We start from the raw sequence: 19765 nt of genomic DNA, 5'->3' as shown, positions 1-19765 counted from the left end.
CCCTGCCAAAACCCTGCCGCATGGTCCGCGCCCGAATGCGAACGCAACCGAGAGCTCCCCGTTGAACGAATATTTCCTGCTGCCGCTGGCCTCGCTGCCTTTCCCCAACATCAACCCGATCCTCATCCAGATCGGGCCGCTGGCGGTGCACTGGTATGGCGTCGGCTACATTGTCGGCATCCTGTTTGCCTGGTGGTATGCCAAGCGGCTTGCGGCCAACCCGAAACTGTGGCCCGACGGCGTGCTGCCGATGAAGCCGGAGGACCTCGACGATTTCATCGTCTGGGCGGCGATCGGCGTCGTGCTCGGAGGCCGCACCGGCTATGTCCTGTTCTACGACCTGGCGCGCTATATCCAGCATCCGCTCGACATCTTCGCGGTCTGGCAAGGCGGCATGTCCTTCCATGGCGGCCTGCTCGGCGTCATCCTCGCCATGACGCTGTTTTCCATCAAGCGCGGCATCCGCACCTGGTCGCTGTTCGATGTCGTGGCCGCCGGCGTGCCGGTCGGGCTCGGCCTGGTGCGCGTCGCCAACTTCATCAATTCGGAGCTTTGGGGCCGGCCGACTGACGTGCCCTGGGCGATAGAATTCCCCAATGGCGGGCCGTTCACCCGCCATCCGAGCCAGCTCTACGAGGCCCTGCTCGAAGGCTTGGTGCTGTTCCTGGTCCTGCGCATCCTGACCCATTCGCGCCTCAAGCTGAAGACGCCGCGCTTCGTCGGCGGCGCCTTCATCTGCGGCTACGGCCTGTCGCGCGTCTTTGTCGAATTCTTCCGCGAACCCGACCAGCAGCTCGGCTACCTCCTTGGCACCAACTGGCTGACCATGGGCATGATCCTGTCGACCCCGATGGTGCTGATCGGTATCTGGGCGATGGTAACAGCCAAGCCGGTGACGCAAGCGCAGCCGCAGGCGACATGACGCGGCTGAAGACCCGTATCGTCGACCTGATCGAGGCGCTGGGCCCCCTTCCCGTCAACGAATACATGGCGCTGTGCCTGTTCGACCCCGCTGACGGCTACTACACGACGCGCGAACCGTTCGGCGCCGCCGGCGACTTCATCACCGCGCCGGAGATCAGCCAGATGTTCGGCGAACTCGTCGCCGTGTGGCTTTACCAGGCTTGGACAGCGATCGGCCGGCCGATGCCGGTCACCATCGCCGAGATCGGCCCCGGTCGCGGCACGCTGATGAAGGACATGCTGCGCACGCTGTCGCGGCTTGATCCGACCCTGGCCAATGGCGCCGCCTTCGCCATGATCGAGACCAGTCCACGCCTGACCGAAGTCCAGAAACAGACGCTTGGCGCGACGCCTTTTGCGGTTCGCTGGCACGAGACCATCGACACCTTGCCGCATCAGCCGCTGCTCCTAGTCGGCAACGAACTGTTCGACGCCATACCGATCCGCCAGTTCGTCCGCGCCGGCGCCGGCTGGCGCGAGCGCATGGTGAGCCTGGACGACGAGAACACCCTTTGTTTCTTCGCCGGCGCCGGCTCGGTCGACCCGACGCTGCTGCCCGTCGACGCTGCTGAAGCGCCGCAAGGGGCGATCGTCGAGGTGGCGCCCGCCCGCACCGCCCTGATGGCGGCCATTGCCGACCGCATGGCCCGAAACGGCGGCGCCGGGCTGTTCCTCGACTATGGCCACTTGCAACCGGGTGTCGGCGACACGCTGCAGGCCTTGCGCCGGCACAATCACGAAGATGTGCTGGCCAATCCAGGCGAAGCCGACCTCACCTCGCATGTCGATTTCTCCGCCCTTGCCGCGATCGTGCGCGCGCATGGTCTCGACGCCCATCTGTCGACACAGGGCGGTTTCCTGCTCGGCATGGGCATACTCGAGCGTGCCGGCCGGCTTGGCGCCGATGCCGGCCAGGCCGCCCGCGACAAGATCACCGAGGATGTCGAGCGCCTCGCCGGGCCGCAGGCGATGGGCGAACTGTTCAAGGTGCTTGCGGTCGTGCCGCGCGGCGCCGCCGTCCGGCCCTTCGCGACAGCGGATTGACTTTTCGCCGCTGCCCCTTCCAATCTCCCGTCCGGCAAGAGAGCGGCCGAACCGCCGGCCGCCTCGCTTCTGCTTTTTCTTGACGAAACCGCCCATACGGACAACAACGCCCGCATGCTCAATCAGACCAAACCGGATCCCGTTCGGTCCCCGCTGCTGGACAAGGCGCAGTCACAAGGCATCCGCCACGGCTATTTCACCCGCGCGGGCGGCGTCTCGACCGGCATCTACCAGGGCCTCAACATCGGCACCGGATCGGATGACGATCAGACGCTGGTGGCCGAGAACCGCGCCCGCGTCGCCGCCTGGATGGGCGTGCCGACGAACCATCTGTTGACCGCCTGGCAGATCCATTCCCCCGACGTCGTCATCGCCAGGGAACCCTTTGCCGGAGAACGGCCCAAGGCCGATGCCATCGTCACCGACCGTCCTGGCATCGCCATCGGCGCCTCGACCGCCGACTGCGGCCCGGTGCTGTTCGCGGATGCCGGGGCGCGCATCATCGGCGCGGCGCATGCCGGCTGGAAAGGCGCCTTCACCGGCGTGCTGGAAAACACCATCGCAGCCATGGAAGGCCTGGGTGCCCGGCGCGAAAACATCGTCGCCGTGCTCGGCCCCTCGATCGGCCCCGGCAATTACGAGGTCGGGCCGGAATTCATTGCCCGCTTCGTCGAGGCCGACGCCGAAAACATCGGCTACTTCGCGCCCTCCACCACATCAGGCCATGCCATGTTCGATCTCGCCAGCTATACGGTCGACCGGCTGGCAAGGGCCGGCGTGACCGCCGAGGGCCTTGGCCGCTGCACCTATGCCGAGGAAGATCTGTTCTACTCCTACCGGCGCACCACGCACCGCAAGGAGCCCGATTACGGCCGGCAGGTTTCGGCCATCGTTTTGGAGAATGAATAATGGCGCTGCATTTTGAACGGTCGGAATTTGACGCGCGGCGCGACCGGCTGATGATCGAGATGGCCGAGAAGAAACTCGATGCCATCCTGCTGTTCGCGCAGGAAAGCATGTACTGGTTGACCGGCTACGACACGTTCGGCTTCTGTTTCTTCCAGTGCCTCGTGGTGAAGGCCGACGGCTCGATGGTGCTCTTGACCCGCTCGGCCGACCTGCGCCAGGCGCGCCACACCTCCATCATAGACAACATCGTACTGTGGACCGACCGCAACGGCGCCAACCCGGCGGTCGACCTGCGCAATTTGCTCAACGATCTCAATTTGCTTGGCGCCCGCATCGGCGTCGAATACGACACCCACGGGCTGACCGCGTACAATGGCCGCCGGCTGGACGAGCAGTTGCAGACCTTTGGCCAGATCGCCGACGCGTCCGGCATCGTCGGGCGGCTGCGCCTGTTCAAGAGCCCGGCCGAAATCGCCAAGGCCGAGAAGGCCGCCAACCTTTCCGACGATGCGCTGGACGCGGCGCTGCCCCTGATCAAGCAGGGCGGCGACGAAGCGCTGATCCTGGCTGCCATGCAGGGCGCGGTCTTTGCCGGTGGCGGCGACTATCCGGCCAATGAATTCATCATCGGCTCCGGTGTCGATGCGCTGCTCTGCCGCTACAAGGCGGGCCGGCGCAAGCTGACCAAGAACGACCAGCTGACGCTCGAATGGGCCGGCGTGTTCCATCATTACCATGCGCCGATGATGCGCACGGTGCTGACCGGCAAGGTTTCGAAGCGCCACCAGGAGCTGTTCGACGCAGCGCGCGCGGCCCTTCTCGCCGTCGAAAAGGCGATGACGCCGGGCAACAGCTTCGGCGACGTCTTCGACGCGCATGCCCGCACCATGGAGGCACACGGCCTGACCAAGCACCGGCTGAACGCCTGCGGCTACTCCGTCGGCGCCCGCTTCACGCCGTCCTGGATGGACATGCCGATGTTCTACCAGGGCAACCCCGAGCCGATCGCGCCGCACATGACGCTGTTCGCCCACATGATCATCATGGATTCCGAGACCGAGACGGCAATGACGCTTGGCCGCACCTACCTGACCACCGAATCCCAGCCGAAGCCGCTGTCCCGCCATGATCTCGACTTGATCGTACAGTGAATCCATAATGGGAGGCGTTCTTCGCCAAGGAGTTAGAAGGCAAATGAGACGATCGCATGTGACGACCGTGTCATTGCTTGTGGCATTGGCTCTTGCCGCCTGCACCAACGCAAAGGACGTTCTCGAACCTTCCGCCATCACCCCGCCTGCGACCTCGACGCCGGCGGCGCCGGGCAGCACAGCGGCCACCATTCCCGCCCCATCGGCAACTGCGCCTGCGACCACCACGGCGGGGGCGTCCGCGACCACCACCACGCCGCTTACCTCGGCCCAGAGTGCCGCCATCCTGTCGAAGACCCGGCTGCAGATCGCGCCGATCGTCGGCGCTTCGGTGGAGGCCGCGACCCCGCTGACGGCGGAACTGCAGACGCGCGCCAGGCAGCGCGGCATCACGCTTGCCGGCAGCGCCGACCAGACCGCGACTCATGTGCTGAAAGGTTATTTCTCGGCGATTTCGGAGGGCAAGGACACCACCGTCATCTATGTCTGGGACGTCTACGACCCGGCCGGCAACCGCCTGCACCGCATCAACGGCCAGATGAAGGCGCCTTCGGTCAATTCCGGCGCCGGCGCTGGCGCCGACAGCTGGAAGGGCGTCTCGCCGGCCACCATGCAGGCGATCGCCGACCAGACCATCGACCAGTTCGCGGCATTTCTGGGCGGCAAGGCTGGCTGACAAGGCATGCTCGAGTGTTGCCTCTCGGCGATGGCACGAACCTTTCTTCAGCTTAGCCGGCGGATTCCCGATCTCGGCGCTTGCAATACCAGCGCGGGCCGCTAAAAGCCCGATTAAAAGGTGCGGGAGAGTCTGTCAGGCCTTCCCATCCCCCACCAGGAACGGTGCATGAAACTCTTCGCGGGCAATTCCAACAGGGTGCTGGCCGAAGCGGTCGCCCGCTATCTCAACATCCCGCTGGGCAAGGCCAGCGTCAGGCGCTTCGCCGACCAGGAAATCTTCGTCGAAATCCAGGAAAACGTGCGCGGCGAGGATGTCTTCATCCTGCAGTCGACCTCGTTCCCGACCAACGATCATCTGATGGAACTGCTCATCATGATCGATGCCTTCATGCGCTCCTCGGCCCGGCGCATCACGGCGGTGATTCCTTATTTCGGCTATGCCAGGCAGGATCGCCGGGCCTCCGGCCGCACGCCGATCTCGGCCAAGCTGGTCGCCAACATGATCACCCGCGCCGGCGTCGACCGCGTTCTGACGCTCGACCTGCATGCCGGCCAGATCCAGGGCTTCTTCGACATCCCGACCGACAATCTGTTCTCGGTGCCGGTGATGGCCCGCGACGTGAAGGCGAAATACAAGCAGCTCGGCAACGTCGTGGTGGTGTCGCCCGACATTGGCGGCGTGGTCAGGGCCCGCGCATTGGCCAAGCGTTTCGATGCGCAACTGGCCATCGTCGACAAGCGCCGTGAGCGCCCGGGCGAATCGGAAGTCATGAACATCATCGGCGCGGTGGCCGGCAAGGATTGCCTGCTGATCGACGATATCGTCGATTCCGGCGGTACGCTGTGCAACGCCGCCGATGCGCTCCTGGCCAACGGCGCCACCAGCGTCACCGCCTATATCACCCATGGCGTGCTGTCGGGCGGCGCTGTCGCCCGCATCAGCGGCTCGAAGCTGCAGGAACTGGTGATCACCGATTCCATCCAGCCGACTCAAGGCGTGCTCGACGCTCCCAATATCCGCGTCATCTCGATCGCCGACCTGATGGGCGAGGCGATCTCGCGCACGGCGACCGAGGAATCGGTGTCGAGCCTGTTCGACTAGTCTGGAGCGTTTCACCATTTCATGGAAACGGCGAACCGCTCCAACTCTTCGTTCTGACGCAATTCCCAAGGGCAAGCGCTACGCGCTTGTCCCGGGAAAACCGCCCACACTTTTCCTGGAATTGCTCTAGAGCGGTTCAGCGTTTCACGGAATCGCAGAACCGCTCTAACTATTTGTTTTTACGCAATTCCCAAGGGCAAGCGCTACGCGCTTGTCCCGGGAAAACCGTTTCACACTTTTCCTGGAATTGCTCTAGGCTGCAGGACCTTCCAGCCGCGCCGGCACGCTTGGCCGACGAACACTTTCGCCATTGTCGCGCGCGCCGCGCATATATCCGCGCGGCGAGGAGCCCAGCATGCGCTTGAACATGGTGATGAAGGCCGGCACGCTGTCATAGCCGAGATCGAGCGCCACCCTGGTGATGGGCTCGCCATCGGCGAGCCTCGGCAGCGCCGCGAACAGGCACGCCTGCTGGCGCCATGTCGACAAGGACAGGCCGGTCTGGCGCTGGAAGGCGCGCGTGAAGGAGCGCCGGCTCATCCCGACGGCATCGGCCCATTCGTCGATCGTTGCATGCGGCGAAGGCGCCGCGACGAAGCGACGGCACAGCGCCGCCAGCCTCGGATCGGACGGGAATGGGAGCCCGAGCGGCCGTTCCGGCAAGGTCGGGATTTCATGCAGCAGCAGGTTCATGATCAACCCGCCGCGTCCTTCCAACTCGCCGCCTTGCGGCAGTTTCTCCGACTCCACGATCAGGCTGTGCATCAGTTCGGTGACGCCGACGACGCGCAAGCCTTCGGGCAGCCCGGGGATCGCACCCGGCATGACATAGACCGAGCGCATCGAGACGTCGCCCAGCATCTCGACGGAATGTTCGATGCCGGCCGGAATCCACATTGCATGGTCGGGCGGCACCATCCAGCGCCCGTGCCGCGTCTTTACCAGCACGACGCCGACCAACGCGTGCAGCAGCTGGCTGCGGCTGTGTCGATGTTGCGGCACATGGTAGCCGTCAGGATATTCGGTCGGCAAGGCCACCGCCGGCCCGGCCACTTGTTCCAGCCACTGCCAGCGGCTCTCGTGCAACTTGCCGAGATCGGCGTTGCCGGCGTGGAAGATTTCTCTGCCATGTGGCATCGGCTATGGCCCACTCGCGAAACTATTGGACCAAACCACGAAAGAAGTCGCCCTGCAAGCAGCTTATAAGGCAACCGTCCCTAAGGCTGCCGCAGGAGCGGCCGCCAGATTACCTGCGGGCGTGCCCGCCAAAAAGACCACGGAGCCACCCTTGACCGATACGACAGCCACCAGCGTCGCGCCATCAACGAGCGCCAGTCACGCTTCAGCCCAGGCGACGGCCTTCACCGTCATCCTGGCGGTGAGCCTGTGCCACTGCATCAACGACATCATGCAGTCGCTGCTATCGGCCATCTACCCGCTTCTGAAAGACAATTACGGCCTCGACTTCTGGCAGATCGGCCTTTTGACCTTCACCTTCCAGGTCACGGCATCCTTGCTGCAGCCGATCATCGGCATGATCACCGACAAGCGGCCGATGCCCTATTCCCTGCCTTACGGCATGGCGGCGTCGCTGATCGGGCTGGTTGTACTGGCCTATGCGGGGCACTACTACCTGCTCCTCATCGGCGCCTCGCTGATCGGCATCGGCTCGGCGATCTTCCACCCCGAATCCTCGCGCATCGCCCGCTTCGCGTCTGGCGGCCGGTTTGGCCTGGCACAGTCGCTGTTCCAGGTCGGCGGCAATTTCGGCCAGTCCATGGGCCCCTTGCTGGCCGCCTTCATCGTCGTGCCGTTCGGCCAGACCAGCATCGCCTGGTTCGCCGTCGGCTCGCTGATCGGCATCGTCATCCTGTGGCAGGTCGGCGGCTGGTACAGCCGTCTGCGCGCCGCGCAAGGCAACCGCAAGGCGGCAAGCTTCGTCTCCCCCTTCCCGCGCCGCAAGGTGATGTCGGCATTGATCGTGCTGACCCTGCTGGTGCTCAGCAAGAACGCCTATATCGCCAGCCTCGCCAGCTACTATACCTTCTACTCCATCCATAAGTTCGGGGTGTCGGTGCAGATGAGCCAGGTGATGCTGTTCCTGTTCCTCGGCGCCTCGGCGCTCGGCATCCTGCTCGGCGGCCCATTCGGCGACCGCTACGGACAGAAGGCGATGATCTGGTTCTCGATCGTCGGTGTCCTGCCCTTCACGCTGGCGCTCCCCTACGCCAATCTGGAATGGACGATGGTGCTGACCGTGCTGATCGGACTGATCCTGTCGTCGGCCTTCTCCAACATCGTCGTCTTCGCACAGGAACTGGTGCCGGGCCGCGTCGGCATGATCGCCGGCATCTTCTTCGGCTTCGCCTTCGGCATGGGCGGCATCGCGGCCGCCGTGCTGGGTGTCGTCGCCGACATGAAAGGCATCGATTTCGTCTTCCAGATCTGCTCGTATTTGCCGTTCCTGGGCTTGCTGACTGTGTTCCTGCCGAACATGAAGGAAGCAAGAAAAGCCTAGAGCAATTCCAGGAAAGGTGTGAAACGGTTTTCCCGGGACAAGCGCCTAGCGCTTGCCCTTGGGAATTGCGTCAAAACAAAGAGCTCTAGACATTCGTTGCTAGAGACGGAGGCAGCGTAGGCGTCGATAGGATGAGACGCCGCGTTGCCCGCCCTTTCACGCGGCGAAGCAAGGCTTCCAGGCAGGTTTTGGGCATGGCAACTCGTTCAGTGAACGGGCGCGTCAGCCGCCGGCGGGGTCGAGAAAAACAAAAAGCGACTGGATGAGGTTGCCGTGGAAATGCGCGACATCAATTCCGGTGACGGCGACAGGGCCGTTGAGCGGCCCGGACTGCCAGCGCAACCGCCCGACGCCGTGATGGCCGACGGCAGGGCCCGTCGCCGTGAAGGCAAAGGTCGGCGGCAGGCTCGACAGCAGCTTACTCACCGAATGATTAATGGCGGCATGGCCCGTTGCCGAAGCATCCGGCTCGTAAAGCACGGCATCGCCGGCGTAGAGTTCGCGGATCGCCACAAGGCGCCGGTCGGCGTCGCGTTCGCCGAATACCCGCGTAAGGTTAGCCTGCATCAGGCCGTTATAGTCGATCGATTCCGCGTTCATCTTCCATCCTCCGGATCACGAATGCCGGAGCCGGCGGACGGCACAAGGCTCGATCCAATGTCTCTCGCCTGTCCGGTCAAGAAACTATCGTTCACGGCCGCGCGCAATGCAACGCCCGGCTGAGGTGCAACTGCTACAGGCCGCCAGCGCTGCCAGGCGCGCATTCGGCATGAGCACCGTCTGAAGCCGACCGAAGCACCCGCCGCAATGGCGGGTGCCCCTTTATACCGGGTGCGGCCTATGCCTTGAAGAAGGCCAACAGGTCGGCGTTGATGACATCGGCGTGGGTGGTCGCCATGCCGTGCGGGAAACCCTTGTAGACCTTGAGCTCGCCCTTCTTGAGCAGCTTGATCGACAGCAGCGCCGAGTCGGCGATGGGGACGATCTGGTCGTCATCGCCATGCATGACCAGCACCGGCACGTCGATTGCCTTCAGATCCTCGGTGAAGTCGGTTTCCGAGAACGCCTTGATGCAATCATAATGCGCCTTGGTGCCGCCCATCATGCCCTGACGCCACCAATTGTCGACGACGCCCTGCGAAACCTCGGCACCCGGACGGTTGAAGCCATAGAACGGACCGGCCGGAACGTCGCGGAAGAACTGGGCGCGATTGGCCGCCTGGGCAGTGCGGAACCCGTCGAAGACTTCTATTGGCAGGCCGCCGGGGTTGGCCGCGGTCTTGAGCATGATCGGCGGCACCGCGCCGATCAGCACCGCCTTGGCGACGCGGCCGCCCGAGCCATACCGTGCCACATAACGCGCCACTTCGCCGCCGCCGGTCGAATGGCCGACATGGATGGCGTTCTTGAGGTCGAGATGCGCCGCGAGTTCAGCGACATCGGCGGCGTAGGTGTCCATCTCGTTGCCGATATCCGTCTGCGTCGAGCGGCCATGGCCGCGTCGGTCATGGGCGATGACGCGGTAGCCTTGTGCCAGGAAGAACAGCATCTGGGCGTCCCAGTCATCGCTGCTCAGCGGCCAGCCATGATGGAAGACGATGGGCTGGCCGGTTCCCCAATCCTTGTAGAAAATCTGCGTGCCGTCCTTGGTGGTGATCGTGCCGCTGCCGGAACCGGATTTTGTCTGCGAAGCCATCTCAATCTCCTTTGATTGTTTTTCGCGATAAACAATATCGCGATAACTATATGACTAGCGCAGCCTTGAACCGCTGTCTACAAAAATATGTATCGCGATATCATTTTTCGTGGTAGCGAATTTCCTACGTCGGCAAACAAGGAACGCGTCGTGCCTCTCCCGTTGGACAACCAGCTCTGCTTCACACTCTATGCCACCAGCATGGCGATCAACCGCACCTACAAGCCGATGCTGGACGAGATGGGGATCACCTATCCGCAATATCTCGTGCTGAACGCACTGGGCGAGGCCGATGGCATGTCGGTCGGCGGGATCGCCCACCGGCTGGCCTTGGAATCAAGCACCGTCACGCCGCTGGTCAAGCGCATGGAACAGGCTGGCCTTGTCACCCGCCAGCGCAGCCAGACCGACGAGCGCCAGGTCCAGGTCGACCTGACACCGGCCGGGCGCGCGCTGCTCGTCCAGTGCAACTGCCTGAACGAGACGCTAATCGAGCGTTCGGGCATGACGCTCGCCGAGCTCGACACCCTGAACCGCCAGGTCCAGGCGCTGCGCGACGCGTTAAGCGGCAATCTGGCCGCCACCAGCTGAAGCTTGAATGGCTCGGCGCAGCTTGGACTGCGCTCGCGGCGGATGCGGCGCGAAAGCGGATTGCATTTGCGTCATGTCAACGTCGATTGATTTGGTGAGTGCGGGCCAGCCAATCGCAACGCTCGTTGACGGACTTGCAATCAAGCGGAACCGAAATACTTACTTCGTTCGCCCTCTTGTGTTCAGACCCGCGCGAACGAAACTGGAGCTATGATTCGTGCGGAATTGACCTATGGGACCTCTATTCCGCTGTAGGGTATAGCCCGAGCAATTCTGCGGCAAAGGTGCGGTAATGGGTGTCAACAGCCCCAAGATAAGTGGCTTCGTCATAACCTATAACAGTGGAGAAATTCTCAAGACTTGCTTGCGCTCCTTGCGCTTTGTCGATGAGCTCATTGTTGTCGACAAATCATCCACTGACGGCACGGCTGCTGTCGCGGCCGGCTTTGCCGACAAAGTCATCTCCGTGCCCTGGTCGCCATTGCCCACCGAGACGCGGTTTGTCGCCTACGATGCATGTTCACACGACTTCATACTCTATCTGGATCACGACGAATGCCTCAGCGTCGAGGCTATTCGCTGGGTAAGGGAAAATGCCGGCTCCCATCCGGCCGGCGTGTTTCGCATACCCAAGCGCGAATACATTATGGGACGCCACGACGATGGTGCGTATTACTGGCCGTCCTACAATGTGCGCGCCTTTCGCCGCGGCGCGGCGGAATTCGTCTCGACGCTGCATGAAGAGGTCGGACGAATAACGAGCGAGGTCTACGATGTCCCGCATGATGGAGGCGTGTGCATCCACAATCTGTCGCATCGGGATGCGCATCAATGGATTGAAAAAACCAATCGTTATACGAGCGAGCGAGACAGGGTCTCGTTCTTCGACGCCAGCACCCCCTTGGAGACTTTCGGACAAGAACGCATAGCGTACTGGCTGGCTCAATCCAGGTCGCGGTCGGACTACGTTGTCGCCACCGCGCTGCTGCGGGCGGTCTACGACATAGTGGACCGGGTAAAATTATGGGAAGCGCAGGATGGCCTTGATGGCGACGCTGCATTCGCCGCCGTCTGCGCGGAATTGGAGGCAACCTACGATATTGCCGACCGAGCGAAGCTTTGGGAGACCCGCGGCGGGCCTGAGGGAGAGGCAATATTCGCCGCCGTCCGCAAGGAGATGGAAGCATTTCATAACCCGTTGAGGTCCGACCGCCGTCAAACGTCCGCCCAGGCCGCCGGACCGGCAGTTCGACCGAAGCGGCCATCCCGTCTCAAGAAGACCCTGAGAAAAATCCGCTCGCGCTTGACGGGAAGAACGCGTTGACGCCGGAAACCGGCGCGTCCGGATTCGCCATGCACACCCAGCCGCTTCGTGTTTTGACCCTTCTGGTGCGTCACGGAACCGAGAAGTATCCGACCGCATGGCGGGACTTGCGAGCCATGTTCGCCCACCAGATCCCGGACGTAGCGCATCGCATGCTCGTGATCGACAATTCGCTGCCAGTCGGTCATGGCTCTGATCTCGACTGCGGGGTCGAACTGATCGGCGCGTCGAACGAAGATTGGGAGTTCTCCGCGTGGGACTTCGGCATCAACCGTATCGGCGCCGAACTTCATCACTACGATCTCATTCACTTGGCCACTTCGGCTTTCGCAGCATCGACATCCGACCATCTCAAATTGATTGATGGTGGCTCGTTGCGGGCGTTACTCGGCTTGCAAGGGGCGTTGGGCTGCATTGATTTTCACGGCGAGGCCATCTCGATCTTCGGAACCGCTTCGCAGGCCTGGCTCCGCAGCTCGTTCATCCTGATGCACCCGCGGCAACTCAGCAGCCTGGGATCCTTGGTAAGCGTCGGGAGGAGCGCACCGATTTTCAGCGGCAACCCTCGGCAACCCTTTCGTGATGACGCACCGATCTCGCAAGAATATCAGCAGTTTTTGCTGCGTTGGCTCACCGGCGACAGAGCCGGCAAAGAGGTAGTCTGGCATTCAAGGTTCGATCTTACGGCGGAAACGCTACCGTTTTTCGAAAGCAAGGCCCGGGCTATTCTCAATGAACAGATGCTCACCAACCGGCTGCGGGCCAATGGATGCGCGCTTGTCGACGTGCCATGGCTGGCGCGGAAGGCCCGGACGGCAAGCACGGAATCCGCGAATGATATTCCTGATTGGCGCGTGCAAATTACCTTCCGGGCACGATCCAAACGCACTTTGACCCAAAAGCTTCGCCGCTGGTTGTCAAAACCTATGTCGCGGCAATGATGCCTGCCATCGGTCGTTGCCTCTCCCAACGCAGGCTTGGCGACTCCTTGGCGGACTGTCGGATGATGAGACCATCCGGGTATATCGTCGATCCTGGAACTGCCTTTCAAGCCTTACAGCCCAACCGCTTGCGCCTCTCGCTGCCTTCCGCTATAGAGCCGCCACCCGCGTAGACACCCTTGGAGGCAACGCGGCGGAAGGCTGCCTTCCCCTGTGATCCCGAACAAAGGTCCGTCTCAAAGCGGTAGCCTTCATTCGGAAATCCAGGACCGGCGGCTTTCGACGTTTACGGCTCGGGCACATTGCCCACCGCGAACGCTCCATAAAACGCGAAAGGAAAAGCCATGAGCCACGATACTTACGAGCTCAAGGCCGAAGCGCGCGAACAGGTCGGTAAGGGGTCCGCCCGTGCAGTTCGCCGCAACGGTAAAGTGCCTGCAGTAATCTATGGTGACAAGCAGCCTCCCCTGGCGATCGCTCTCACCTACAAGGACATCTATTACAAGATCCATGGCGGCGGGTTCCTGACCACGGTCGCCACGATCGATGTCGACGGCAAGAAGATCCAGGTCCTGCCGAAGGACTTCCAGCTCGACCCGGTCAAGGATTTCCCTGTCCATGTCGACTTCCTGCGTATCGGCAAGGACACCGAGGTCAATGTTGACGTGCCTGTCCACTTCATCAATGAGGACAAGTCGCCCGGCATCAAGCGCGGCGGCGTGCTCAACATCGTGCGTCACGAAGTCGAGTTCCACTGCCCGGCCAATGCGATCCCGGAATTCATCACCGTCGATCTCACCGGCACCAATATCGGCGACTCGATCCACATCTCGGCGGTCAAGCTGCCGGCCGGCGTCAAGCCGGTGATCTCCGATCGCGATTTCACCATCGCGACCATTGCCGGTTCGTCGGCGATGAAGCCGGAGACGGAAGAGACGGCCGAGGCCGCACCTGAGGCGGCTCCCGCCGCCGAAGAGAAGTAACTCTTTCCCGCCCGGAGCAGACGATGCTTGTCTTTGCAGGCCTCGGCAATCCGGGTGCGAAATACGCTGATAACCGGCACAATGTCGGCTTCATGGCGGCGGACGCTATCGCCCGCCGCCATTCCTTTTCGCCCTGGTCGAAGAAATTCCAGGGGCTGATCGCCGAGGGCACGCTCGGTGGCGAAAAGATCATCCTGATCAAGCCGCAGACCTTCATGAACCTGTCCGGCCAGTCGGTCGGCGAAGCACTGCGCTTCTACAAGCTCGACGTTTCCGCGCTCACCGTCTTCTATGACGAGATCGACCTTGCCGAAGGCAAGCTTCGCATCAAGACCGGCGGCGGCGCCGGCGGCCATAATGGTATCCGCTCGATCGATGGCCATGTCGGCAACGCCTATCGCCGCGTGCGCATCGGCGTCGGCCACCCCGGTGTCAAGGAAATGGTCCAGCACCATGTGCTCGGCGACTTCGCCAAGGCCGACCGCGAATGGCTCGATCCCTTGCTCGACGCGATCGCAGACAACGCCGCCATGATCGTCAAGGGCGACGAATCCGGCTTCATGAACAAGGCCGCCCTCGCCGTCCAGGGCAAGGCCGCGCCCGAACCGGAAAAGCCGGCGCGGAAGCAGGAACCCAAGCAGCAAAGTCACGTCCGCCAGGCGCGTCCGCAGCAGCCGGCGGTCAAATTGCCGGAATCCGGCCCGATGGCCGCCATGCTGAAGAAACTCTTCGGCAACAAGGACTGAGCGCCACGCATGCGGCCTTACAGGGCTTGACGTTGATCACCCCTATCGCCCATAGCCCTCATCAAATTTCGTTTTCCCGATAGGACCGGACACAATGGGTTTCAAATGCGGCATCGTTGGCTTGCCCAACGTCGGCAAGTCGACGCTCTTCAACGCGTTGACCAGGACGGCGGCGGCGCAGGCCGCCAACTATCCGTTCTGCACCATCGAACCGAACACCGGCGAGGTGGCGGTGCCCGATCCGCGCCTGCAGAAGATCGCGGCCATCGGCAAGTCGAAGGAGATCATTCCGACCCGCATCTCCTTCGTCGACATTGCCGGCCTGGTGCGCGGCGCCTCCAAGGGCGAAGGGCTGGGCAACCAGTTCCTCGCCAACATCCGCGAGGTCGACGCCATCGTGCACGTCCTGCGCTGCTTCGAGGATGACGACATCACCCATGTCGAGGGCCGCATCGACCCTGTCGCCGACGCCGAGACGGTCGAGACCGAGCTGATGCTCGCCGACCTCGACAGCCTGGAGCGCCGCATCGTCCAGATCCGCAAGCGCGCCGGCAGCAAGGACAAGGAAGCGGTGACCGTGCTGCCGATGATGGAGGCCGCGCTCGAACTGCTGCAGGCGGGCAAACCGACCCGCGTGCTGCTCAAAGGCATCTCGGCCGAAGACTTGCGCATCCTGCAGGGCTTGAACCTCCTGACGTCGCACCCCGTGCTCTATGTCTGCAACGTCGCCGAGGCCGACGCCGCCACCGGCAACGAGCACACCCGGGCCGTGGAGAAGATGGCCGCCGCGCAGGGTGCCGGCACGGTGGTGATCTCGGCCGCGATCGAGGCCGAAGTCGCGCAGCTCTCCGACGAGGAAGAGATGGAATTCCTGTCCTCCCTCGGCCTCGACGAGCCGGGCCTCAACAAGGTGATCCGCGCCGGTTATGAGCTTTTGCATCTCATCACCTATTTCACCGTCGGGCCGAAGGAGACGCGCGCCTGGACCATCCACAAGGGCGACAAGGCCCCGCAGGCCGCCGGCGTCATCCACACCGATTTCGAGCGCGGCTTCATCCGCGCCCAGACCATCGCCTACAACGACTTCGTCACGCTGGGCGGCGAAGTGGCGGCCAAGGAAGCCGGCAAGGCGCGCGACGAAGGCAAGGAATATGTCGTCCAGGACGGCGACATCATGCTGTTCAAGTTCAACACCTGAACAGCCGCGTCGCATTCCCGACAGGGTGAGTCCGTACGCGGCTGCCATCAGCCGGTCCTTTCCGCTATCCAATCAATGAAGCGGAAGGGCGAACATGAACAGGACGATCCCAACCCTGGTCGGTTTCTCGGCCATTCTGACCTGGTCGTTCCTCGCGCTGCTTTCGACCGCGGCCGGACCGATTCCGCCCTTTCAACTCGCCGCCATGACATTTCTGCTCGGCGGCTCCGTCGGAGCGGCCAGCTGGATCGTTCGGCCCTCGGCGATCAAGTCGCTGCGGCAGCCATGGCAGGTCTGGGCAATCGGCACGGCAGGGCTGTGCATCTACCATTGCGCCTACTTTTTCGCGATCCAGTCGGCCCCGCCCGTCGAAGTGAGCCTGATCGCCTATCTCTGGCCGTTGCTGATCGTTGTCTTCGCCGCCTTCCTGCCGGGAGAACGGCTTAAACCTCACCATATTGCGGGTGTGGTCCTCGGCCTGGCAGGCGCCATCGTCGTCATCACGAAGGGCGGCAGCGTCGGGCTTGCCGATGGGGTGAAGCCGGGCCACGTCATCGCGCTGTTCTGTGCCTTCGTCTGGTCCGGTTATTCCGTCCTGTCGCGCCGCTTTGGCCAGGTCCCGACCGATGTGGTCGCGGTTTACTGCCTCATCACCGCGGCGGTCGCCCTCACGCTGCATCTCACGCTTGAGACCACGGTCTGGCCGCAAACACCGACGCAATGGAGCGCCATCGCCATTCTGGGCGTGATCCCTCTCGGCGCCGGCTTTTACGCATGGGATTATGGCTGCAAGCACGGAGACATCATGATCCTGGGCGCGATCTCGTATGCCGCGCCGCTGTTCTCGGTGATCGTGCTGCTGCTGGCGGGCTTCGGCGTCTTCCACTGGTCCGTGGCGCTGGCTTGCGGGCTGATCACCGTTGGCGCGCTGATTGCCGCCAAGGACATGTTGCTCAAGCCAAAAAGAGCGGCCGCTGCGGAAACAGCAGCGCGCGCCTAGTCCAGGTCGCTTCGCGGGGCGCCACCCTTCATCGCCCCGCCACCATCCGGCCGCTCACCCAGACCGAGGCGATATTCGCCCGCGTCGCGTTGAGCACGATCTTCTGGAAGACATCGTCAAGCGTGTCGTCGGCGGCGTTGATGTGGATGTTCGAGGCGCGCGCCCCGGTATCGATCAACAGCGCGTCGAATTCGTGCCCGACGCGAAAACTGCCTGTCGGCAGGTCGAGCGCTTCGGCACCGCCCGCGGTTGCCAGCCAGAACGCCTCCTGATGCGTGATCGGCTCGCCGGGCGCGCCGCGCTGCTCGGGCGGCAGGCCGGCATGCACGCCGCTTTGCAGCGTCCTCGACGCCGACAGAGCATGCCGGCAGCCGTCGAACAGGGACGGGCTGTAGCCTCCCGAAATATCCGTTCCCAACCCGACATGCATCTGCCGGTCGAGCGCCGCGCGCAGCGGAAACGCCGCATTGGCGAAGTAGACATTGGAGAGCGGGCAATGGGCGACGCCGGCACCCTTCTCCTTGATAAGGTCCATGTCCTGGCCGTCGATGAAATTCGAATGCGCCAGGATGGTGTGCCGGGTGAGCAGGCCGAAACCGTCCAGGCTGGCCGCATCGGTCTGACCGAAGCGCTCCTCCACGAATTGCTTTGCCCAGTCGCTCTCCGAGCAATGCGTCTGCACATGGCAGCCGAATTCGGTCGCGAGTTCACCCAGCCCCTGCAAGGCCGCATCCGTGCAGCTCGGGATGAAGCGCGGCGTGATCACCGGCTGGACCAGCGGCCTCTCGCCAGGATCCAGTGACTGGACCGCCACGATGAAACGCCTGGTTTCCGAAACGGCACTCGCCGCATCGGCGTCGCGGTAGAAGGGCGGGCACTGCCGGGCATCGTCCATCGCCACCTTGCCAACCAGGGCGCGCTGGCCCTTTTCCATGCAAATCCCGGCAAGCGCCAGGCTCGCCTCGACATGGATGGTGGCGAAATAGAGCGCGGTGGTGGTGCCGTTGGCCAGGAGATTGTCGACCAGATCGGCATAGACCTCGCGGGCATAGTCGACGTCAGCGTAGCGGGCCTCGAGCGGAAATGTATATTTCTGCAGCCAGACTTCGAGCGGCACATCCAGCGCCTTGCCCATCTGCGGCCATTGCGGCGCATGGATGTGCAGGTCGACAAGGCCGGGCAGCAGGAACTGGCCGTCAGCAAGCCGCACCAGCGTACCGGACAGGCGGGCATCGCTTTCCCGCACCGCATAGTCCGGATGGCCGGGCGCCAGGATCTCGGCGATCCGCCCCTGCGCATCGATGCTGAAGAGATGATCTTCCAGCACCTCCAGCCTGCCGCGCTCCGGCGTGTGGAAGGCAGTGCCGAGCAGCGTGAAAGGTTCTCTTGTCATCTGTCGCTCCGGTTGCGCTGGCGCGTGAGACCGTCACTGCGTGGCCCACTAAAAAGCAGTTGGCAAACCTTTGTGCCGCTGTCCTTTGCCGGCGACTGATCACATGATCGTGTAGAGATTTCCAGAGGGGACATCATGGAACGCGTTGCGCCAGAAATCACTTTGATCGCCCAGCCGGACGATCCGTTGCCCCTGGGCAAGGCCGCCCTGCTCGGCCTCCAGCATGTGCTGGCGATGGACGTCTACATCGTGCCGTTCATCATCGCATCGGTGCTCGCCTTCAGCGTCGGCGATGCCGGCGCCTTCATCCAGTCGGCCTTCGTGGCGGCGGGCATCGCGACGCTGATCCAGTCGCAGTTCCTGATGCGGCTGCCTGTGGTGCAAGGACCCTCCTTCGTCCCGATCGGCGCGGTGCTGGCGATCGCCTTCGGCGCCGGCGGCGGCATTGGCGGGCTGTCGGCGGTGATCGGCGCGCTCATTCCCGGCGCCATACTGGTCATGCTGCTCGGATCGCCGACAAGGATCTTCCATCGCCTCGTCAACCGTTTCGTGCCGCCCATCGTCGGTGGCGCCATCATCATCGTGGTCGGCGTCGCCTTGATGCCGGTGGCACTCAAGGAAAGCGTCTTCGCCGTCCACGGCCCCGCCACCGTCGGCGGCAACATCATCCTCGCCTTCATCGCCGCGGCGGTGCTTGTCGGCTGCATGCTGACCGGCATGGCACTCGGCGCGAAGGGCGCGTGGCTGCGCCTGCTTTCCGTCATCATCGCGCTTGTGGCCGGCAGCGTCGCAGCCGCCTTCATGGGCCAGCTGGACATGACGGGCGTTTCCGCCGCGACATGGTTTTCCATGCCGCGCATTGCATTCCTCAACCTCGACGTGACCTTCTCGCTGTCGGCGACGCTGACGATGCTGATCGTCTACATCGTCGTCCTTGCCGAGACCACCGGCACCTGGTTCGCGGTCGGCGCCGTCATCGACAAGCCGCTGTCGGATGACCAGCTCGACAGGGGCGCCACCGGCGAAGGCCTCGGCTGCCTGATCAGCGCCCTGCTGTGCAGCACGCCGGTCACCGGTTACTCGTCCAATGCCGGCATCATCGCCATCACCGGCATCGCCAGCCGCGCCGCCTTTGCCGCGGCCGGCATTTTCCTGGTGCTGTTCGGACTGATCGGCAAGCTCTCGGCGGTCATCGCCTCGATCCCGGGGCCGGTCATCGGCGGCGTCTTCGGCGTTCTCTGCGTCGTTATCGCCATGAACGGTTTTCGCGTGGTGCGCGGCACGCCGCTGACCGAGAGGAACATGCTGGTCATCGGCCTGCCGATCCTGATGGCACTGTTTGCCACGCTGGCGCCACCGGATTTCGTCAAGACGCTTCCGGATATCGTGCAGTACATTCTGGGTTCATCCATCGCCTTCGGCGCCGTCTGGGCCATCGTGCTCCACCAGATCCTGCCGAACGCCCGATAGAGAGACCGGGAGGCCGGGCACCAGAGGCCCGGCCTCCCCAATCCCCGGCCTCCCGATC

The 19765-nt window shown here is 63.3% G+C and carries 19 protein-coding genes; 15 read left to right on the top strand and 4 right to left on the bottom strand.

The genetic code is table 11. The features are described 5' to 3' along the window. The first annotated feature begins 61 nt into the window (after window positions 1-61). From lgt to MesoLj_RS12185, 6 genes are all read left to right on the top strand, one after another. Window positions 62-922: a prolipoprotein diacylglyceryl transferase gene (lgt, locus tag MesoLj_RS12210; RefSeq protein ID WP_202326133.1), complete on the top strand. Its 861-nt coding sequence runs from the start codon at window positions 62-64 to the stop codon at window positions 920-922. Next, window positions 919-2007 (top strand): class I SAM-dependent methyltransferase, encoded by a 1089-nt coding sequence (locus MesoLj_RS12205; RefSeq protein WP_202326132.1) that lies wholly within the window; start codon window positions 919-921, stop codon window positions 2005-2007. Before lgt ends, MesoLj_RS12205 begins: the two co-directional genes overlap by 4 nt. A 114-nt stretch (window positions 2008-2121) precedes the next feature. Beyond that, window positions 2122-2916: a peptidoglycan editing factor PgeF gene (pgeF, locus tag MesoLj_RS12200; protein ID WP_202326131.1), complete on the top strand. Its 795-nt coding sequence runs from the start codon at window positions 2122-2124 to the stop codon at window positions 2914-2916. After that, complete coding sequence (locus MesoLj_RS12195; protein ID WP_140777284.1) at window positions 2916-4067, top strand: M24 family metallopeptidase; 1152 nt, start codon at window positions 2916-2918, stop codon at window positions 4065-4067. The genes pgeF and MesoLj_RS12195 overlap by 1 nt, the downstream gene beginning before the upstream one ends. Window positions 4068-4110: 43 nt before the next feature. Continuing rightward, a complete protein-coding gene (locus MesoLj_RS12190; protein ID WP_202326130.1) occupies window positions 4111-4743 on the top strand; it encodes a hypothetical protein in 633 nt (210 codons plus the stop codon). A 168-nt stretch (window positions 4744-4911) separates the two neighbouring features. Beyond that, window positions 4912-5847 (top strand): ribose-phosphate pyrophosphokinase, encoded by a 936-nt coding sequence (locus MesoLj_RS12185; RefSeq protein WP_097572321.1) that lies wholly within the window; start codon window positions 4912-4914, stop codon window positions 5845-5847. 252 nt (window positions 5848-6099) lie between these two features. On the opposite strand, the gene MesoLj_RS12180 is transcribed toward MesoLj_RS12185, so the two are convergent. Continuing rightward, window positions 6100-6984, bottom strand: coding sequence for an AraC family transcriptional regulator (locus tag MesoLj_RS12180; protein WP_202326129.1), 885 nt, complete (start codon window positions 6982-6984; stop codon window positions 6100-6102). Between the two features lie 151 nt (window positions 6985-7135). Here MesoLj_RS12180 and MesoLj_RS12175 point away from each other — a divergent pair, with 151 nt between their 5' ends. Beyond that, window positions 7136-8365, top strand: coding sequence for an MFS transporter (locus MesoLj_RS12175; RefSeq protein ID WP_181180172.1), 1230 nt, complete (start codon window positions 7136-7138; stop codon window positions 8363-8365). A gap of 222 nt (window positions 8366-8587) precedes the next feature. Here MesoLj_RS12175 and MesoLj_RS12170 read toward each other — a convergent pair whose 3' ends face one another. Then, on the bottom strand, window positions 8588-8965 hold the full coding sequence (locus MesoLj_RS12170) for a nuclear transport factor 2 family protein (RefSeq protein WP_202326128.1): 378 nt from the start codon (window positions 8963-8965) through the stop codon (window positions 8588-8590). A gap of 238 nt (window positions 8966-9203) precedes the next feature. After that, window positions 9204-10061, bottom strand: a complete 858-nt coding sequence (locus tag MesoLj_RS12165; protein WP_202326127.1) for an alpha/beta fold hydrolase — start codon at window positions 10059-10061, stop codon at window positions 9204-9206. Between the two features lie 150 nt (window positions 10062-10211). Here MesoLj_RS12165 and MesoLj_RS12160 point away from each other — a divergent pair, with 150 nt between their 5' ends. The 7 genes from MesoLj_RS12160 (at window position 10212) to yddG (ending at window position 16844) form a co-directional block, all read left to right on the top strand. Then, window positions 10212-10652, top strand: a complete 441-nt coding sequence (locus MesoLj_RS12160; RefSeq protein WP_140777312.1) for a MarR family winged helix-turn-helix transcriptional regulator — start codon at window positions 10212-10214, stop codon at window positions 10650-10652. 292 nt (window positions 10653-10944) lie between these two features. Further along, window positions 10945-11976: a glycosyltransferase gene (locus MesoLj_RS12155; protein ID WP_202326126.1), complete on the top strand. Its 1032-nt coding sequence runs from the start codon at window positions 10945-10947 to the stop codon at window positions 11974-11976. Continuing rightward, window positions 11973-12917, top strand: a complete 945-nt coding sequence (locus MesoLj_RS12150) for a hypothetical protein (RefSeq protein ID WP_244735351.1) — start codon at window positions 11973-11975, stop codon at window positions 12915-12917. Before MesoLj_RS12155 ends, MesoLj_RS12150 begins: the two co-directional genes overlap by 4 nt. Window positions 12918-13261: 344 nt before the next feature. After that, window positions 13262-13900: a 50S ribosomal protein L25/general stress protein Ctc gene (locus tag MesoLj_RS12145; RefSeq protein ID WP_140777316.1), complete on the top strand. Its 639-nt coding sequence runs from the start codon at window positions 13262-13264 to the stop codon at window positions 13898-13900. A 23-nt stretch (window positions 13901-13923) separates the two neighbouring features. Then, on the top strand, window positions 13924-14646 hold the full coding sequence (pth, locus tag MesoLj_RS12140; RefSeq protein WP_140777318.1) for an aminoacyl-tRNA hydrolase: 723 nt from the start codon (window positions 13924-13926) through the stop codon (window positions 14644-14646). A gap of 94 nt (window positions 14647-14740) precedes the next feature. Further along, window positions 14741-15844: a redox-regulated ATPase YchF gene (ychF, locus tag MesoLj_RS12135; protein WP_172348948.1), complete on the top strand. Its 1104-nt coding sequence runs from the start codon at window positions 14741-14743 to the stop codon at window positions 15842-15844. Window positions 15845-15938: 94 nt separating this feature from the next. Beyond that, window positions 15939-16844 (top strand): aromatic amino acid exporter YddG, encoded by a 906-nt coding sequence (yddG, locus tag MesoLj_RS12130; protein WP_202326125.1) that lies wholly within the window; start codon window positions 15939-15941, stop codon window positions 16842-16844. Between the two features lie 28 nt (window positions 16845-16872). Here the strand turns inward: yddG and guaD are convergent, their stop codons facing one another. After that, window positions 16873-18237: a guanine deaminase gene (guaD, locus tag MesoLj_RS12125; RefSeq protein ID WP_202326124.1), complete on the bottom strand. Its 1365-nt coding sequence runs from the start codon at window positions 18235-18237 to the stop codon at window positions 16873-16875. A gap of 135 nt (window positions 18238-18372) precedes the next feature. Between guaD and MesoLj_RS12120 the strand changes: the two genes are divergently transcribed. Further along, on the top strand, window positions 18373-19707 hold the full coding sequence (locus tag MesoLj_RS12120; RefSeq protein WP_202326123.1) for a uracil-xanthine permease family protein: 1335 nt from the start codon (window positions 18373-18375) through the stop codon (window positions 19705-19707). Window positions 19708-19765: the final 58 nt, after the last annotated feature.

Source organism: Mesorhizobium sp. 113-3-9 (assembly GCF_016756515.1).
GTDB lineage: Bacteria > Pseudomonadota > Alphaproteobacteria > Rhizobiales > Rhizobiaceae > Mesorhizobium.
Note: the sequence above shows the minus strand (reverse complement) of the source record. Positions and strands in the feature narration are given on the sequence as shown.

Coding starts and splice junctions, on each gene's coding strand:
- MesoLj_RS12205 (WP_202326132.1), top strand. CDS start 919: ATGACGCGGCTGAAGACCCGTATCGTCGACCTGATCGAGGCGCTGGGC.
- MesoLj_RS12180 (WP_202326129.1), bottom strand. CDS start 6,984: ATGCCACATGGCAGAGAAATCTTCCACGCCGGCAACGCCGATCTCGGC.
- MesoLj_RS12155 (WP_202326126.1), top strand. CDS start 10,945: ATGGGTGTCAACAGCCCCAAGATAAGTGGCTTCGTCATAACCTATAAC.
- MesoLj_RS12190 (WP_202326130.1), top strand. CDS start 4,111: ATGAGACGATCGCATGTGACGACCGTGTCATTGCTTGTGGCATTGGCT.
- MesoLj_RS12185 (WP_097572321.1), top strand. CDS start 4,912: ATGAAACTCTTCGCGGGCAATTCCAACAGGGTGCTGGCCGAAGCGGTC.
- ychF (WP_172348948.1), top strand. CDS start 14,741: ATGGGTTTCAAATGCGGCATCGTTGGCTTGCCCAACGTCGGCAAGTCG.
- MesoLj_RS12170 (WP_202326128.1), bottom strand. CDS start 8,965: ATGAACGCGGAATCGATCGACTATAACGGCCTGATGCAGGCTAACCTT.
- MesoLj_RS12165 (WP_202326127.1), bottom strand. CDS start 10,061: ATGGCTTCGCAGACAAAATCCGGTTCCGGCAGCGGCACGATCACCACC.
- MesoLj_RS12120 (WP_202326123.1), top strand. CDS start 18,373: ATGGAACGCGTTGCGCCAGAAATCACTTTGATCGCCCAGCCGGACGAT.
- pgeF (WP_202326131.1), top strand. CDS start 2,122: ATGCTCAATCAGACCAAACCGGATCCCGTTCGGTCCCCGCTGCTGGAC.
- MesoLj_RS12145 (WP_140777316.1), top strand. CDS start 13,262: ATGAGCCACGATACTTACGAGCTCAAGGCCGAAGCGCGCGAACAGGTC.
- guaD (WP_202326124.1), bottom strand. CDS start 18,237: ATGACAAGAGAACCTTTCACGCTGCTCGGCACTGCCTTCCACACGCCG.
- yddG (WP_202326125.1), top strand. CDS start 15,939: ATGAACAGGACGATCCCAACCCTGGTCGGTTTCTCGGCCATTCTGACC.
- MesoLj_RS12195 (WP_140777284.1), top strand. CDS start 2,916: ATGGCGCTGCATTTTGAACGGTCGGAATTTGACGCGCGGCGCGACCGG.
- pth (WP_140777318.1), top strand. CDS start 13,924: ATGCTTGTCTTTGCAGGCCTCGGCAATCCGGGTGCGAAATACGCTGAT.